Origin of the sequence: uncultured Gemmiger sp., assembly GCF_934561205.1 — a bacterium.
Lineage (GTDB): Bacteria > Bacillota > Clostridia > Oscillospirales > Ruminococcaceae > Gemmiger.
The window spans coordinates 52742-69076 of the sequence record NZ_CAKTFU010000016.1 but is presented as its reverse complement, the minus strand read 5'-3'; the positions used below and the strand labels follow the sequence as shown (position 1 = coordinate 69076).

At 45.6% G+C, this 16335-nt stretch carries 11 protein-coding genes; all 11 read right to left on the bottom strand.

Annotated elements, in window-relative coordinates; genetic code table 11:
- Window positions 1–873 (bottom strand): phospholipase D-like domain-containing protein (locus Q0I19_RS09855; RefSeq protein ID WP_296023680.1); only part of this gene is annotated, 873 nt, incomplete at its 3' end.
- Between the two features lie 60 nt (window positions 874–933).
- Window positions 934–3240: a DGQHR domain-containing protein gene (locus Q0I19_RS09850; protein ID WP_294760462.1), complete on the bottom strand. Its 2307-nt coding sequence runs from the start codon at window positions 3238–3240 to the stop codon at window positions 934–936.
- On the bottom strand, window positions 3240–4058 hold the full coding sequence (locus tag Q0I19_RS09845; protein ID WP_294760461.1) for a Dam family site-specific DNA-(adenine-N6)-methyltransferase: 819 nt from the start codon (window positions 4056–4058) through the stop codon (window positions 3240–3242). The genes Q0I19_RS09850 and Q0I19_RS09845 overlap by 1 nt, the downstream gene beginning before the upstream one ends.
- Window positions 4058–5647 carry an NERD domain-containing protein gene (locus Q0I19_RS09840; protein ID WP_294760460.1) on the bottom strand — a complete coding sequence of 530 codons (1590 nt, stop codon included), beginning with the start codon at window positions 5645–5647 and terminating at the stop codon, window positions 4058–4060. Before Q0I19_RS09840 ends, Q0I19_RS09845 begins: the two co-directional genes overlap by 1 nt.
- Window positions 5648–5649: 2 nt before the next feature.
- Complete coding sequence (locus tag Q0I19_RS09835) at window positions 5650–7560, bottom strand: hypothetical protein (RefSeq protein WP_294760459.1); 1911 nt, start codon at window positions 7558–7560, stop codon at window positions 5650–5652.
- Window positions 7561–7571: 11 nt separating this feature from the next.
- Entirely contained in the window at window positions 7572–10970 is a 3399-nt protein-coding gene (locus tag Q0I19_RS09830) for a DEAD/DEAH box helicase family protein (RefSeq protein WP_294760457.1), read from the bottom strand.
- Window positions 10971–11012: 42 nt separating this feature from the next.
- Window positions 11013–11417 carry a hypothetical protein gene (locus tag Q0I19_RS09825; RefSeq protein ID WP_294760456.1) on the bottom strand — a complete coding sequence of 135 codons (405 nt, stop codon included), beginning with the start codon at window positions 11415–11417 and terminating at the stop codon, window positions 11013–11015.
- 117 nt (window positions 11418–11534) lie between these two features.
- The gene (locus Q0I19_RS09820) at window positions 11535–13565 is read right to left on the bottom strand and encodes an AAA family ATPase (RefSeq protein ID WP_294760454.1); all 2031 of its coding nucleotides are present in this window, start codon (window positions 13563–13565) and stop codon (window positions 11535–11537) included.
- 54 nt (window positions 13566–13619) lie between these two features.
- Window positions 13620–13826, bottom strand: a complete 207-nt coding sequence (locus tag Q0I19_RS11465; protein WP_366012756.1) for a helix-turn-helix transcriptional regulator — start codon at window positions 13824–13826, stop codon at window positions 13620–13622.
- A gap of 477 nt (window positions 13827–14303) precedes the next feature.
- The gene (locus Q0I19_RS09810) at window positions 14304–15563 is read right to left on the bottom strand and encodes a methionine gamma-lyase family protein (protein WP_294760451.1); all 1260 of its coding nucleotides are present in this window, start codon (window positions 15561–15563) and stop codon (window positions 14304–14306) included.
- Window positions 15560–16321, bottom strand: a complete 762-nt coding sequence (locus Q0I19_RS09805) for a hypothetical protein (RefSeq protein ID WP_294760450.1) — start codon at window positions 16319–16321, stop codon at window positions 15560–15562. The genes Q0I19_RS09810 and Q0I19_RS09805 overlap by 4 nt, the downstream gene beginning before the upstream one ends.
- Between the last annotated feature and the right edge of the window lie 14 nt (window positions 16322–16335).

Genomic DNA, 16335 nt, shown 5'->3' with positions numbered 1-16335 from the left:
CTGATCCTCCGCGTAGTATTCAAATTCGCGGTCATTCCAGTAATACTCAAAGGTAGCGGCGATCTTGTCAATGGTTTCGGGCAGGTCACGTTTCGTTACCTTAGTGTTCCATTCGAGGCCGCTGGTCAGTGCCGCATTGGACAGGTTGGACGAGCCAACATAGGCCGTTGTGAAGCCGGTTTCGCGGTAAAAAATATATGCCTTGGCGTGGAGCCGGGTCGTCTTGGTGTTGTAGCTGACCTTGATGTGCGTATTGGGCAGCTTTCGAAGCTCCTCGATGGCTTTCACATCGGTAGCGCCCATGTAGGAGGTGGTGATAATGCGGAGCTCGCCGCCGCTGTGCGTAAACTCCCGCAGTTCGTCCATGATGAGCCGCAGACCGCTCCATTTGATGAAGGACACCAGCATATCGATCCGATCAGCCGAGACGATTTCCTTTTTGAGCTCTGTAAACATCTGCGGTTCATGCACAGCCCCGGTGAAAAGCGAGCTTCGTGCGATGGAGGTTTCCGGGCGCTCTATGTCCGCCGCTGTTTTTCCCACTGCCAGCCGCGGGTCGGTCTCCCGCAAAAGCGCAAGAAGCTGCTCTGCCCGCCGGTCAACGCCCAGCGCAGCAAAGTCAGCTTCTTTCGTTGTATTTTGAATGAGAGTAACGATCTGATTGGTCAGCCCGATCTGGGCAGAAATATCCCCGCCGTTGTCCAGTACATTATCCAGGCCCTTTTGAACCACATCTGCCAGATACTGCGCCAGAACCTTGGAGGCTTCCGCCTTGTCAATGGGCGCAACAGACTTGCGGGCCTCCGGAATTTCCGCAAGCTCGCTGGTCAAAGTATTGTTGATGACTTGTTCGTATAGACCGGGGTGTAACATATAAATTCCTCACTAAAACTTGGCTATATATCCCAGCTCATAACGGCCAATACAGATATATTAGAAAACAAGGATACCCATCAACCAATCATAGATGCTTTTCACATAGCTATACTCGTCTACAGGAACACTATAGCTCTCTTTTGAAAGCTTATTCGAAATCGAATTGACTCGAAGAATCCAGTCTGTCTTCGGGTCCTTTCCTCCGACTAGATTGGCTTCCTCCGGGCGGACAAAAGTATCCTCGAAGAAGAGCGACCAGTTCTTGCCGTTCAAGATAATCTGTTTGCATTCCGGAAGTGTAACATAATCCCAGATAGGAATGTCGATTTCTTCTCCTGTACTAGACACATGCACATACATTGCCTCATCGGCTTCACCTTTTGCTCTGGTATAAATATTCTTCGGTAGTCCTTTAATTAGCCAACTATCGCCAAAATATTCTCCGAGGCGCTCAGAAATCAACAACTTAACCTTGGATTCTATTTCTCGTAGCATGGATTTCGTCTCTTCGTTATAGATCTTAGTTTCGTTTTGCCAGAACTCTTCCAATCCATCAGGCACAAAATCCGGCCTCATATCAGCAATTGCCTTCTGATATGCGCGCCAAAACCGGGTATCAGCACCTCCACCAAAGTAACCGCGCAAATCCTTGCGCTGCTCAGCATTTAGGCTATTTATGTAGTCAGTCAAAGGCTTGAGATAGTATTGTATCAAGCCAAACATATCGTCAAGAGCCTGCGTTTTAGGCTGAATCATCCCTTTCTCCACAAGCATATTGACAACATCATCAATGACGCGAATAACCGCCTGAATGCCACGGTTCATGGTGAGCATTCCGCTATCCTGATCTCCCTTGTCCCATTCATCCAGACAAGTCTCTCTGATATACAGCAAACACTTCTCTATAAACGGATAGAACAAATCGCAAGTCTCTTGATTATCTTTGCAGTCGAAAGTACCTTCTTTTTGAAGAACATTCTTTTTGCCATAGCTGTCGAAGAATCTACACTTTTTCAGTGCAGACTGAATTGCTTCAACAGTGATGCATCGCGTGGGTGTGGACTCGTTTTCACCTATCACAATTCTCGAGTTAAGAGGCGATGTCGATTCTTCTCCCAGCATCTGCGCGATTTTAGATCGGAGAGCCTGCCGCTGCTCACTGAAATCAGGAGATTCCCAGAGCATGTCTGCATTCAGGGTCACTCTCAACGATTTCGGAACCGCTTTCTGGTTTTCATTAATATCCATGAACAGTTTAATCTGCTCACTTCTTTCCAGATCAACGAAAGCAACTACCGGAATGGTGTTTGTCTCGGCATACCGGGAATCCGAGTAGCCGTACAGACGATGTTGGCCGTCGATAATATACGCAGACCTATAGCGCTTGGGGATATGTAAAATACCGATCTTCGAAATTGTACTATCAACCTTAGAGGCGGACTGATCGAAAACCAATCCCTTTCCATTGGTATCTATACTGATGATAATCGAGTTTGGGAAATATCCACCATCATTAATGAACGACCGGACCTCTTGCAAACGCTTCTTTTTGATTAAACGCTGGTAGGTCGGCATCATATTCTTATTGGCTTCCGACCGATGCAACACATAGCCAATTTTCAAAAGTTTTTCAGGTTCAATTGAAAATGAATAGTAGGTGTATCCACCCATTTTACCTTGGATCGCAGGCACCTTATCATCCATATTTTTAATTTCTTGGTTTGCAAAAAGGCTACCCAAAAGCTGATATCTAGAACAAGAACCCAAGTGTTTTGCCAAGTCTGTATAGTACTCGACAGTCGTGTCACTAAAATAGGCCATTCCGGCTTTGTCCAGCAACGCGAGATCTCGTCTATTCATGATGAAATTATGAGACGCCCAAATAAACTTCAGTTTCCGACCCGGGAATTGTTTAAGAACCTCTTTTCTAATCCCAGATATTTTGTCACTAAAAGCTGTTATTTCAGCGGCAAAACTTTTTTCGACGATAGCTTCTGATGCGTGGCAAAGCCCAACCAACGCAGTTTCATCATCAACCGCCAGAACGCCAATTCTTTCTTTTAGGTCATCATTGCTGAAATCATAAGAAATCAGAATTCCATTTTCCGCATTTAGACCATAAAAACCCATCCCAGCAAACATCAACCAAATTCGGTCTTCAAATTGCTCATCTACTGGTTTCTCCTTAGCAATCCCCACATATTTAGGACTCTTATAGTCTTTGCACTTTTCCCAACCAGCATCAATATACTCAGGGAGTTCCGAAGCTAAGATCTTTTGTGTCACGAACAGTTTTTTGTGGACACTTTTTGCCGTTGCCAACTGTTTGTCGTATACAACTTGGCTCCAATCCGTTCTAGCCATTACTTCGTACTCCTTTCTGGTATGTTCGTAAAAATATACTCCGGAACTTTTCCTCGATACGCTTTTTTGCCGCCAATCAAACTATTCCTCTCAAGTGTAACCATGCGCCCCTTGTCTTTAAATATCTCCAAAATGGTTTCGTGGGCGGCATTTGTCATAATGTAGTAGGCTCCTGCTTTTTTTATTTGGTCAATTAGCTTTGCCAGTCGGTGCTGATCATCAAGGGAAAACCAAGTTGAATTATAGCCTACGAAGCCCGTATCTTCCTTAGAAACGGTGTAGGGTGGGTCCAAAAAGATCAAGTCTCTGGCAACTATCTTGGTACTAATATCCGAAAAATCATGACAAACAATTTCCATTCCTTCCAATTTTTTTCCTGCTTCAAGCAGCCGCGTATAATTCACAGTAGCATTTTTATGACCATAGGGAACATTGTATTTTCCGTTCCGATTCACACGGTACAGTCCATTAAAAGAATTTGCATTCAAATACAAAAATCTCGCAGCCCGTTGATATTTCTCTTTTGGTTCCGTCGCGCGAATTGCATAGTAGCTTTCTTCGTCTGTTTTATATTCCTTAAGATACTGAATAACTCTTTCCGGATTATCCCTGACAGCACAAAAGGCGTTTATCAAATCGTCGTTAATATCCGACAAGCATCCCTTATTGGGCAAATTCAAAGAAAAGAAGATCGATGCTCCGCCCATGAAAGGTTCATAATAGTTGTTATAGTCAAGTCCTTCTGTTAGTTGTGCTAGATATGGGACAAGCCATGATTTTCCGCCTGCCCATCGAATAAAAGATGTTATGGGTGCCATCAGTAATTCCTCACCAACTCAATCAAGTAGTATTTTGCGCGCGTGTACGCTATGTAGTTCATATTCTCGGTTGTGTCAATACCATGGATATAAATGGCCATGTTCGCTTCCAACCCTTTAAATTCATCTATAGAATACACGCTGATTTCATTCTCATTGCTAGGTGTACCATGAACAAATTTCCACTTTGCAATCCCGTCAGGAAATTCAGCCAACAGCTTTTCCTTGCTTTCGGTGAGAATTACTAAGGAATCATTTTTTAGATATTCTTCCTCAAGGTATCGCTTAAAAAGTGTTTCAAAAAGTAAAACCAATTGTCCATGCTCGTTAACAATTTCTGTCGTAGGTGTCGGACCTTCAACAGGGTTTGCAACCATATCTGTACCCAGATTGGTCTTCTCTGCAGCCCAATTATAGATATTTGCGGTATTCCTAATATTCTCCCGCAGCAAATACGGCAGTTCATCAATGCCAAACCCGTTTCCGAAGCTCTCTTCTCTCAAAACCTGAACGTCATCGAAGAAAACTCCCAGGCGAGAGCCTTCCGGATCATCCAAAAGCAATTTAATAATGCTTGCCCATTCCTCTGTAAAATCCTGTGCTTCATCAACAAAGATCGCGTTGTACTTTTCATAGTCACCAATGAGGCCATGGCTTATTCCTTCGAACAGCGGCTCTTGATAACTGGTAATATCCTCAACAAGCATTTCAAAGAGTGAGCGAATATCTTTAACATCAACCGCATCCCCAATATGACTGTTTACCATACTGGCAAGTGGTTTTGATGCACAAACAAAAAGTACCTTGTGCCCATTTGATTCCGCTTCATCCTTGGCCATTTTCATTGCAATCCAAGTTTTCCCGGTTCCTGCTCCTCCGCGCATGTAGAACTGTTTTACATTTTTCAGTAGATATATGTAATTGTCTTGCACACGGTTGATCACACTCAGCTGCTGATCTTTGAACCGAATCAGCGCGCCAGCTGCTGCAGAAATCGCAATTCTATCTCTTATGAGTTCAAGGAAAGCGCGATGTTGGCTTGCCGGATAATAGCGCCGACCGTAAGAACTACCTGCCCATAGGCGGAACATCTTTTTAATGCGATCATAGATATTGTTCAGGTCATTGCTGTCAATAGTACACGTTCTATGACGATTACTTAACTCAAGTTCTTCTCCTATGGGATAGAAGGGAAAAATCACACCGGCACCATATATTCCCGAATACTTGGTGTTGTATTTCGAAGAAAAAACTTTGGAGAAGTAGTACATATTCTTTTCCGCTTGATCATACGGAGAAGAGTTCAGTTTACGCTCACCATGTACCACATCCGAAAGATACCAGTTATTATCTTCAATACGGATTCCGTTCCCGCCTTTTACTTCCAGACATAAAAAACCATAGTCAGGACTGGCAACAATAAAATCTGCTTCAGATTTCACGAGACGCCCCGCATAATAACTTGTCCAACTAACAGAATAAAAGACATCGAACGTATCAGGAAGCTGGTTTTTTAATTCCTGATAAACAATTCTTTCAGAATCCGTTGGCAAATACTCTGATATGTTTTTCGGATGCATATTAGCCATAATTACATCTCCCAAAAACCAACAGTCGGGTTATCCACTCCGTCAATCGAATACAAATACTTTCTGCCAAGCTCGGCGTTGAAGTGATTACAAGAAATCTCCGGAATTATGAGACATGCACTGCAAGCCGTATCATCTCGCTCCGTGCAGATTGGATCAAACACGCAATTTTTCGTCTCGTCAAAAGCCTTCTTCAAGAAATACGCATAGTTAGATTCAGCCATTCCAGACAGAGCGCCGAGGGGGATTCCCTGACTAGTTTGCGCATAGATAAAGATGCTCGCAGTCTCTACAAGGATAATCTCTGTCAAAGAATTACCGGACAGGCCACTTAGTTCTCCTGCCGAATTCATAAAGGCATGGGACATAGAGTGGAGCAGCGCAAAAACATTCTTAGTGATTTTTTCACTGTCATCGATTTCACCGAACATCGAAATCACATCGCTATGAACATATTGTGCAAACCACTTTTTCACAGAAATGTCGTCGTCAAGATCCGGCAACTGTTCCTCACTGATGATGTTGTTCTCATACAACCACTCAGCGATTTTTTGCTGGCTAATCTCAAACAGGATGCCTTCCGTATCCAGTTTGGCTCCATAAACAAGATTTGCCGTTCCGTCTCTAGTTCTATCGTAGGCATTGAGCTTCAAGCGGCAATTCTTATTTGTAGAGTTCTTCGGATCAGCAACTCTTCTGGAATATCCATATGTACAGTTGATAATCTGAATATCGCAAGAAACCTGCATATTGGCGATACCCATCTTTTTGTTCAATGCTGTAACTTCCTCCGGAGAATCAATGAACTCCATATTGAGTTGACGCCGAATTGCTTCTTCGAGTGTAATGATTCGTTTGGCATATTTCAGCGTATCATACTGCATCAGCTTGAACGAGAAATGGCTCAGCCATTCTGCGTAGCCCACCGGATTTTCCGTTTTCTTTCTTGAAAACAGATCATCACACATTGCTACATACCGCTCAACACTTTTTGTGTTCGGCGCATTCTGAAGCATGTTATTTACAGCGCTTTCAAACATCTCAGGAGGAAGCATGCCCGCATCAATTAGGGCACGAACCTGCTGTTTTACATTTCGTCTCTGCGCATCGCTTTTAAATGCGTCACTAAATGCTAATTCAATGTTATTCAGGATCTCCTCGTAGTCAGCGGTAGACAATTTGTCAAACCATCTACAAACGATCGTCTTTTGCGCATCTATGCCCTTCTTATAGAATTGACCATTCCGCTGATCAACCAGATTAATTACCTTCAGCGTGAAAGGCTTATAATTTCGGCCAGAATTTGCGTTGTCAGGCACCAATCTCGAATTGCAGTTCGGACAAATCTGAACAAACTCTGCAGGTTTTTCCGAGTTGCCGCTCCTATAAAACATTTTATATTGCGTTTCATTGGGGCGGAACTTGAAATTTTTTACCCCCTGCACATACGGAATCTTTATGGGCTGAGCATATCCGCATTCGCAGGTATAGATCATTTGGAGTTGCTTGACTGCCCACTTTCCACAATCAGGATTTTTGCATTTCCAAGTATACTTATCAACCGCATCAGGATTACGAAGGTCGCTCACTGTACCACAGGAACTACAGTAAAACACCAACGGGGATATTTCACCGATGATATCAGGGATTCCTTCGTTGCACGCGGTTTCAACAATTGCAAACGAATGCGTATCTGGTGAAAGATCAAACGCGCTGATGTCACCACCTCGATCACCAAACAGTTTTATTTGGCGCTTAATTTCACCTTCGATAAAATCCTCATATATATCGGACATCTTGATATAATTCCAATTTTTTATCTTAGCCGAAACAGCTCTCTCAGAATCACCTTTTTCGGATATCCACATTTCCGGCAAGAACCTATATACAGCTTGAGTTTTGCTTCTCTTCATAATCTCTTACCTCAAATCTTAATCTCGATCTGCTCTTCTGTATCACGTAAGCTCGTCATTGGCGTTTTCTTGCCGTGCGAGAACTTTCCTATTGCGTCCGAAAGGGAAAGTTCCTTTGTGAAATTTCCATTTTTAATTCCAGAAAGAATGTTGACCGCTTCTTCGGTGATGATTTCCTTATATGCCAGAGACATTTTTTCCTGTTCATTGCATCCGTAAGCTGCAATAAGTTTAGAAACTGCATCATCAACGTCGATTTCTCCGGAACGAAGCAACTTCTGTACTTTAATTGCATTATGCAGACTATCCGAATTGGTTTTAATTGTGTAATACTGCCTAATCAAGCCTGCAAGCAATCCGGGCAAGGTGCTATAGATCGCATTTTTTGCCCATCTGTTGATTGGGACAGACTCAACAAGATCGTCCCTGTTCTGATGGAAAATAACAAAATTTTTCAGGTAGGATCTATCGCGCACCCTCATTAGTCGAATGATATCCACGACAATGCCCGTAAACTTACGACCAGTACGCGAATATGCTTGGATGTATTCGGCATTGTTGTTTGGCATTCCAAAGAAGTACATCACGTTAAAGGAATCCTCATCCACACCATGAGAAATGGTACTTGTTGCGAGCAGGAGGTTGGTACTCTCGAAGTTCTTTCTGTTCGCCTGAATATCAAATAACGTTTTTCTTACGGTTTGGAAGTCCACATCACTGGTCATCTGTTCAATAACATACTTAGGAACACCCTTTGCCTCCAAATAGTTGTTAGCCTGGTTCTGGAATGCGTTCTCAAGTTCCATTGCGTCTTGCTTGCGATTATTGTAGACCAATTCAATCCAATAGTCGTACAGCATATCCCGATACTCATCAATGCTCCCAGAAAAACCGACAGCGCAGAGTTTTTCGTAGCTTTCTTCCAAGAATTGAATCATTCTATACACGACAAGGCGCATGATATAAACCGATTCCCACATGCCGTCAGTAATCGACCGTCCATAGGGGGCATATCCGATCAAAATGCGTGTAATGTCATTATTATCGGTGTAGGAATAGAAATCTTCACCTACTTCTGCTGAAGGATACTCACACGGAAATCTCCGTCCATCCATGTGATACAAATGCCAAATATTGCTCTCATACATGGAGATAGTTGCTGTTGCACCAACAAATCGGATTAGCTTGCGCTGCGCCTCTGGAACCAGTTCCTTTGCATAATAGCTCAAGAACGACTCGTAGTGCGCATCAAATGTACCCAAACTTTCCTTTACAAGATGCATCTCATCTTGAACAAAAAGAGTCGGAATGGGATCTTTTAGCAATCCTACGTTTTGAAGCTCATGTCCGCCGCATGATGCGCAAGAGCATTTTGTATTTCCCGTAAATCCATGTACCGGGCATTTTTTCTTCACTTGACCAAACAGCATCTTAAAGTCATTGCTTGTGCCAAGCATAGCCATCTTATCAATCGTGCTGACCACAACGGAAGGCAGATAGCGATAAATTTCGTTATCTACAATCATGAGTGGCAAAACCATGATGGGGCACTCCGGATTATCACAAACATGCTCCAATCTCCAAGTGTCACGATTAAATCTTAGATTTACGTGTTTTTTACCACAATAGGGGCACGTATCAATGAAACGATAATACTCATTTAGCGTTTCAGGATCACTTTCAAGAATAAGGTCTTTTGCCTTATTCTTATCTCCGCGCTCACTTAAACGTTCAAAGGAGTCTATCTTATTCGGTGTATTTCCTTTGCCCACAAAGAAACCGACTTGGAACGGTGTTTTGTGAGCCAACTCCCCGCTGGACTCTCTTACAACATTCGCTTTCATGACGATCATAAGCACACGATCAAGCTGTTGCACTGCAAGCAGTCTCAGCGGATACTTAAGAAATGCAGTAATGCCGTCGTTTTTTCCGCGCAGGCGGTCAAAGAACATGTTGAACACGCATGCGCCAAGAAACGCTTCTGTTTTACCACCGCCTGTCGGGAAGTAAAGCAAGTTCGCGGTTTCAATGTCCGCTTCCGCAATATTGGGATCATTTTTATACTCGCTGCGAATCATCTCGCAGATAAGCGAAACGATAAAAACGATCTGGAACAAACGCCAACCGCTAATCTGTCTGTGTTCACCAGCGAGTTTCGTCATAAAGGTTTTGTTCATATAAACAAACGCCTTTTTAACAAAATCCCTGTACTCAATCTGATCAATGCCCTTCCTAAAACGGCCAATTTCATGCTGATAGTTCTCTAATGCATCTCTAAACCGTTCTTTTGCATTGACCGTTTGGAACCTTGTATGATTGAACTCGTAGACACACTTCTCATAATCCGATTTCATTTCTTCGTAAATAACAGTCAGATTGCCAACCGGATCCTGAATAAGTTTTTCAAATGTAATATACTGTGTTAACGCATCTTTGGTCTTCAGGCGCATTTGATAATATCTCGGAATATTACCGGTCCGAATGGAGTTGTCCTCTTCATGATAGGCTGCAGAAGTGTTTTCTGCAACGACATGCACCATGGGACGCTTTCTGTAGCTGTTTTTAAAATAATCCAGTTTGATATTCTGAAACTCGACACTATCATCTCCAACCACATCAATACCAGCATTGAAAACTTTAGGCAAATATCCGATGTTGCTCTTGCCATTCACGGGAGTCTTATTAACCATTTGCATCAAGAATCGATAGGATTCCCCTTCATCGGTAACGGTGCAATAAATGTCAATATCCCATCGAGGGTTTACACGTTCTTCGCTTCCACCTGTCACAAGGTAGAAACGTTCCTTATCGACCAGATCAAAAAATGTAACACGGTCACTCTTAATAACTTTTATTTCGCTGATGATACTATCCGACAAAGCCCTTAAGCGTTCGTTGATTTTCTGCTCCAAATGAAACTTTTTATCACTAATAGAGTCAAGCCGAATTGATATACCATCACCCATCTCATCTTCAACCCGCACCTTTTTGTAGGTCAACGGAAGACTAAACCGCAGGTCAGGATAGCATTCACAGAGCTGCTGGATTTCGGTATATTGAACGTTATCCTTTTCAGAGTATTTCTGAAGCAAGTAATCAATCGTCTTGTCATAATCTGGCTCGACCGTATAAAACAACAGTCCCTTGGGAATCACACGAATAACACCTGAAGGATTCTTCTTGACGATAAACGAAATACTTATGGACGGTACACTTTCAAAGCGGGTACTATTATTCTCGATATACCCACCATCAAACTTCTCTTCCATGCGGTTCTCAGCAAGCATGCCTACCATAACGCGATCTGCCGGAGATTCATCCACAAAGGTCTCTTCAATATCATCACCAGCGATCCTTTCGATATATCTAGAGACTATGTAATCAGCAAGTATGTTGTAATCGTTTGCCATACTATTTCTCCTCCCGGCACATGCAAATGCCATATAGGGTAATTACTTGTTTGACTTTGTCCACCACGCAGGCTTGTAAGACGACGCTTTTCCCGCGCCATATCCGCCAGCCACTCCAAACAGTCGCTCTGCTTCCGTCACGTACGGTGCTAATTCTTTTCGCTCTCCCAAGATCCACAAACAACCATTATTTGACCTGCAATCTACAGCTTTGAATCCCTTGCTCACGAAGAAATCCTTCAAGCCTTTGGGCTGAGTTTTACCTGCTTGTACAGCAGATCCTTGTTTTGCAGGAGAGCTTGCCACATCTTTGGGGATAAGCGTATCATTGGCAATAATTTTCGTAATCTTATATGTCAAAGAAACTCCTGCAAGTTTAAAGGTTTCACCGACCGTTTTCCCTATAATTCCTTTTTGCTTAGGGTACTTTGCAAGATCAACCATCACGGTTGTGTCCTTTTTTGTTTCCTGAATTACTGCCTTAATGGTTACATGATCGACTACTTCATTAAGCAATCTTTCTTTGATGGTGGCTGAAGCTGTACGTTTGGTTACAGTATTCCGTTAGTTTCCCGTACGAACACCAGTTGATGGTGTACCGCTCTGCGTGGAAGACTGCGGTAAAGGTGTTCTATCTGGCACTTGCTTAATAATTTCTTCCATTGGTGTACCAGGCTTCAGATCGCTAATTACATACAAAACATCTCGGGCTCTTGAACAGGCGGTATATACTGCTCGCATCTGGCTCTGTACCGCAGTTTGCTGCTCTTCCGGCATATTTTTGATAGCGCTCCATGTCTTTATTTCACTACCCACTCGTCCGTTGTGATTGACATAGTTATACGGGAACAAACCAGCCAAAATAACAGCCTTAAAATCCAATCCCAACGAGGACTCAATCGTAGAGATAACTACACCCGTAATGTCTCCGGGTTTTTTCTTCACAAAGAAACCATCTTTCTCGTTAATGATCATCGAATAAGAAATGCCTTCCTCGTCAAGCCCTTGCTGAAGCCAATAGAGGAAATGGTAGTTCAAATAGGGTACTTTTCTAAACGGGAATAACACAGCTATGTCTGAGTAACTAATCCTATACGTTGTTGCAATTTCTTTAATTGCTGCAATCACACTCGTTTTGATACTTGTCCGTTGAACCCCGGTCCTAACTTTAAGCGCAATTGTTGGATTTGTGCCGACTTTGAACGAGTTATATTCATACTCCAAAGAGTTAATTAGATCCAGCATTGACAAGCGCGTATTCATGTGCTGCAACATATGCGAAATATACTCGCCTATCTCTTGACTATTGCGGTAATTTTTTTCGATGTAGCGAACACGTCCCGTGAAGTCAAGCTGGATTCCATTCATCCGTTTCCACGGGGCATCACCTTTTCGGCTCAGCGCACGAACTGCTTGATTCAAATCGCCTGCCATTAAAAACACACGATCATCGTCATCTTCCAAAAGGTGATAACACAGCTCGAGATAAAGAGGATCAAAAATCTGCACCTCGTCAATAAAAATCGCCTTAAATCGAAACTTCACCTTTCCTTGTTTCACCATGTCTATGCATTTTTGAATTTCTTCTTCTGTTGCAATGTTTGATGCGCAATGAGAGTGCAAGCATTCCTCATAAATCTTTTTTACCAACTTATGGAATGTCATGATAAACAGTTTGCTATCTTTGCCAAAATTAGCACAACTGCGCTTGAAATTATAAGAATCGGCTAAGTTGCTGTTATAGCATGTGAGGAGTACGTTGGATCCTTTGTACAGACTTGCATACTTAAACGCTTTAGAAAGAAGCAGAACGCTTTTTCCCGCGCCGGGGTTTGCCAGAATGACTCGATGGCCTTTACCCATGTCGTTAACAACGCCTACCTGGTACTCATCGAGGAAGAATGTTTTATATTCCAGTTCCTTTCCGGTAATGCGCAGATCAGCTTCGGTTACCAATGTTTTCTTTTCGGCAACGCAAACATTTATGGTCTCATTCATCACGACAGTGTATTCGGGAGCCAAACGTTCGAAGATCGCTCGACATTCTAGTTCTGACAGAGACTTAAACGTCTTATCGTATGCCTTGCGAATACCCGCAAATATTTTCAAATCTTCAATTCTTTTTTCTTTGCCGTCAGATGTGATTGGTCTAAACGAATCAAATGTTGCATAATTTCGTAGTTGCTGAAGGTCATCCTTCGACACGGTAGTCTTTCCTACCACCTCATCCGGAAACATAACAATATGTTTGTATGGGAATTTAAGTGCTTTCTTTTCTCCGTTACGAACAATCAAAAGCTTGGAATCCAAAAGTCGTTCATAGATTTTACTTTCAACCATTTGGACATAAGCGATATACGAAAACACCGGCATTGCATTAATCATTCCGGAGTAAATCGAGAACGTGACAAGTCCTTCATTGGGAGAAATATACATTCCCAGCTTCACTTTTTCGCCGCTTAAGCCTACAGGGTCTATACCAACCACCATATGGCCATTTTGAAAATTGCGCGCAGCATATCTAAGGATCCCTTTTTCCGCTTTTGTAATATGATCCTTTCGTTCATAATCCTGCGGCCACAAGCGAATTGCCATTTCTCCCACCTCTTGGTTTCACGAATAAGATTTACTTGCAGTTATGGATATTGCTCAATCTCCACTCACAAACTCCATAATGTCCCCGATATCTACTTCGAGGGTTTTACAAATCTTATGTAGTACCGCCAGTGTAACTTCCTCATCCCGCCGCAGCCGGGTCATGGTGTTTGGCGCGATGCCTGCCGCTTTGCGCAGATCGGCCTTGCTCATCTTTTTATCAACGAGCAGTTTCCAGAGCTTATTATACGAAATAGCCATTTCTGTTCGATATCCGTCTACAAATATTGTTCTTATTATACATCTTTCTCGATCATAAGGCAAGAGAGCTTCGCATCGTGTTGCGAAGCTCTCTAATTCCAAAAACAGTTTACGTACAAGACTCTCACGCTCAAATCGTTTGTACGCTTTGGCAGCACTTTTGCTTCTCAATTTCCTCTCAAAATCAACATCATAAGGGCTTGGGATTATCCCAAAATCGCAACGTGTACGGACAGCGGCTGTGCTTGCTAATCCTCCAAATCTCAATATTCGCAAATCGCAATGTCCCCACTTTTTCGAAAGCAGGGACATTTTTCCTCTCTGATACTAAAAAACGGCAGAGAAATGTCCGTTGTAAAGCAGAGAAACTTCTGCGCAACCAACATCGGCCCCACCCCCTGCCGCAGTATACGCGGCGGGACAGCAGCTTATACCAAAAAAGCCGAAACGCCCGCGTGGGACGTTTCGGCTTTTGGTTTACTTAAAGAAAGCGTTTTGCACCGCGTTCAGCACGGCAGCGCGTCCGGCGGTAAAGTTGACGCCGCCCTGCAGGTAGCAGGTGTAGGGCGCGCGCAGCGGGCCGTCGCAGCTGATCTCAATGGTGCTGCCCTCGGTAAAGCTGCCGGACGCCATGACCACCTGATCGGTGTAGCCCGGCTCCACGGCAGGTTCGGGGCTGGCAAAGCTGTCAACCGGGCTGTTGTGCTGGATGCCCGCACAGAAGCCCGTCAGCGCCTCGGCACTGCCCGAATCAAAGCAGGTCACAATGTCGTTGTGGTCGGCCGTGTAGCGCGGCACGGGGTGTACGCCCACCAGCTCCAACAGGCACTGGGCGTAGACAGCGGTTTTCAGGGCCTCGCACACCACGCCGGGGGCGTAGTAGAACCCCAGGAAGGTGTCGCGCAGGCTGTCCTGTGTGCAGCCCAAATCGCCGCCGATACCGGGTGCGGTAAAGCGGTGGCTGCATTTTTCCACCAGGTCACGGCGGCCCGCAATGTAGCCGCCCGTGGGGGTGATGCCGCCGCCGGGGTTCTTGATAAAGCTGCCGGCCATCAGGTCAGCGCCCACAGCCAACGGCTCGCGGATCTGGGTGAATTCGCCGTAGCAGTTGTCCACGAAGATGACCGCCTTGTCGTTGACGCCGCGCACCGTCTGCACAATTTTTTCAATCGTAGCCAAATCAAACGCATTGCGCTGGGTGTAGCCGCGGCTGCGCTGGATATGCACCACCGTGGCGGTTTTTGCCTTTTCGGCAATGTCGGCGTAGTCGGGGGTAAAGTCCGGCAGCAGCGGGCACTCGTCGTAGTGTACACCATACTCCCGCAGGGTGCCGCAGCCCTTGCCCGCCTCGCCGATGCCGATCACGCCCTCCAGCGTGTCGTAGGGGCGGCCTGTGGCGGCCAGCAGGGTGTCGCCCGTGCGCAGCAGGCCGAACAGTGCCACCGTCAGCGTGTGGGTGCCGCTCATAAACTGCGGGCGCACCAGCGCCGCCTCGGCTCCCATGCAGCGGGCAAAGACCTCCTCCAGCTTATTGCGGCTGTCGTCCCAGACGCCGTAGCCGCTGCTGCCCCAGAAATGGCGGGCCTCGACGCCGCAATCGGTGAAGGCGCGCAGCATTTTAAGCTGGTTGAAATCCCGGATCTCCTCGATATGGGCAAACTGCTCGCGGCAAAGGGTCAGCGCCTGCTTGTCCAGCGCCAGAACTTCGGGTTTCAGGTCGTAGAATTGTTCGATCATAAGGTATTCCAATCTGTAATATATTGTTGAATTATGCCGTTTTGTGTAAAACTAAGCCGACGGTAAAAGCCGTTCAGCGTTTCCTCACAGGCAAACGCCGCGTCGCGCTGCTGTGCCAGCCCGTTGGCCATGCGCACGATCAGCCAGCCGGCCAGTCCCCTACCCCGCCAGGCGGGCGCCGTGATGCCCGCCGACATGTAGCTTTCGGTCTCGCTTTGGCTGAAGCAGCCCACCGTGCAGACGGGCGCGCCGTCCTGCAGCAGCGCGTGGCAGCAGCCGATGCCGTGGGCCATGGCCGTGCAGGCGGCCGAGTAAAAAGCGTCGGCCTCTGCTTCGTCCGCAAAGGACAATCGGCTGACCGGCAGCATGGCGGGCTGTTCGGTCAGCGTCAGTGCAGCGGGCGGGTTCGGCGGCAAGGGCAGTGTACAGCCCCTGGGCAGCTTCCACAGCGTCAGCGGCGGGGCTTCGGTGCCGAAGGGCAGCACCGTTTCCGACACAATGCGGTCTGCCCGCACAAATTGCAGAAAGCTCTGCAATTCCTCGGCGGTGTCGGCGTCAGGCTGTGCCCCGCACAGCGTGGCCGTGCCGCCGCGCAGCGCCAGCGCCCCGCCGGGCAGCAGATAAAACGACCAGCCGCTGCCGGGTTTTTGCCCGAACAGCGTCAGCGCCGTACCCATAACGGCGGCAAAATAGGGCTTGCCGGCAATGCGGCGGGCAAACTCCGCCTGCTGCGCGGGGGTGGTGGCAGATGTTATCATAGCTTTCTCGCCGC

Bases quoted from the DNA above. Each gene is read 5' to 3' on its own strand.
- Q0I19_RS09820 (WP_294760454.1), bottom strand. From the start codon at position 13,565: ATGGCAATTCGCTTGTGGCCGCAGGATTATGAACGAAAGGATCATATT.
- Q0I19_RS09840 (WP_294760460.1), bottom strand. From the start codon at position 5,647: ATGGCTAATATGCATCCGAAAAACATATCAGAGTATTTGCCAACGGAT.
- Q0I19_RS09850 (WP_294760462.1), bottom strand. From the start codon at position 3,240: ATGGCTAGAACGGATTGGAGCCAAGTTGTATACGACAAACAGTTGGCA.
- Q0I19_RS09810 (WP_294760451.1), bottom strand. From the start codon at position 15,563: ATGATCGAACAATTCTACGACCTGAAACCCGAAGTTCTGGCGCTGGAC.
- Q0I19_RS09845 (WP_294760461.1), bottom strand. From the start codon at position 4,058: ATGGCACCCATAACATCTTTTATTCGATGGGCAGGCGGAAAATCATGG.
- Q0I19_RS09805 (WP_294760450.1), bottom strand. From the start codon at position 16,321: ATGATAACATCTGCCACCACCCCCGCGCAGCAGGCGGAGTTTGCCCGC.
- Q0I19_RS11465 (WP_366012756.1), bottom strand. From the start codon at position 13,826: ATGGCTATTTCGTATAATAAGCTCTGGAAACTGCTCGTTGATAAAAAG.
- Q0I19_RS09830 (WP_294760457.1), bottom strand. From the start codon at position 10,970: ATGGCAAACGATTACAACATACTTGCTGATTACATAGTCTCTAGATAT.
- Q0I19_RS09835 (WP_294760459.1), bottom strand. From the start codon at position 7,560: ATGAAGAGAAGCAAAACTCAAGCTGTATATAGGTTCTTGCCGGAAATG.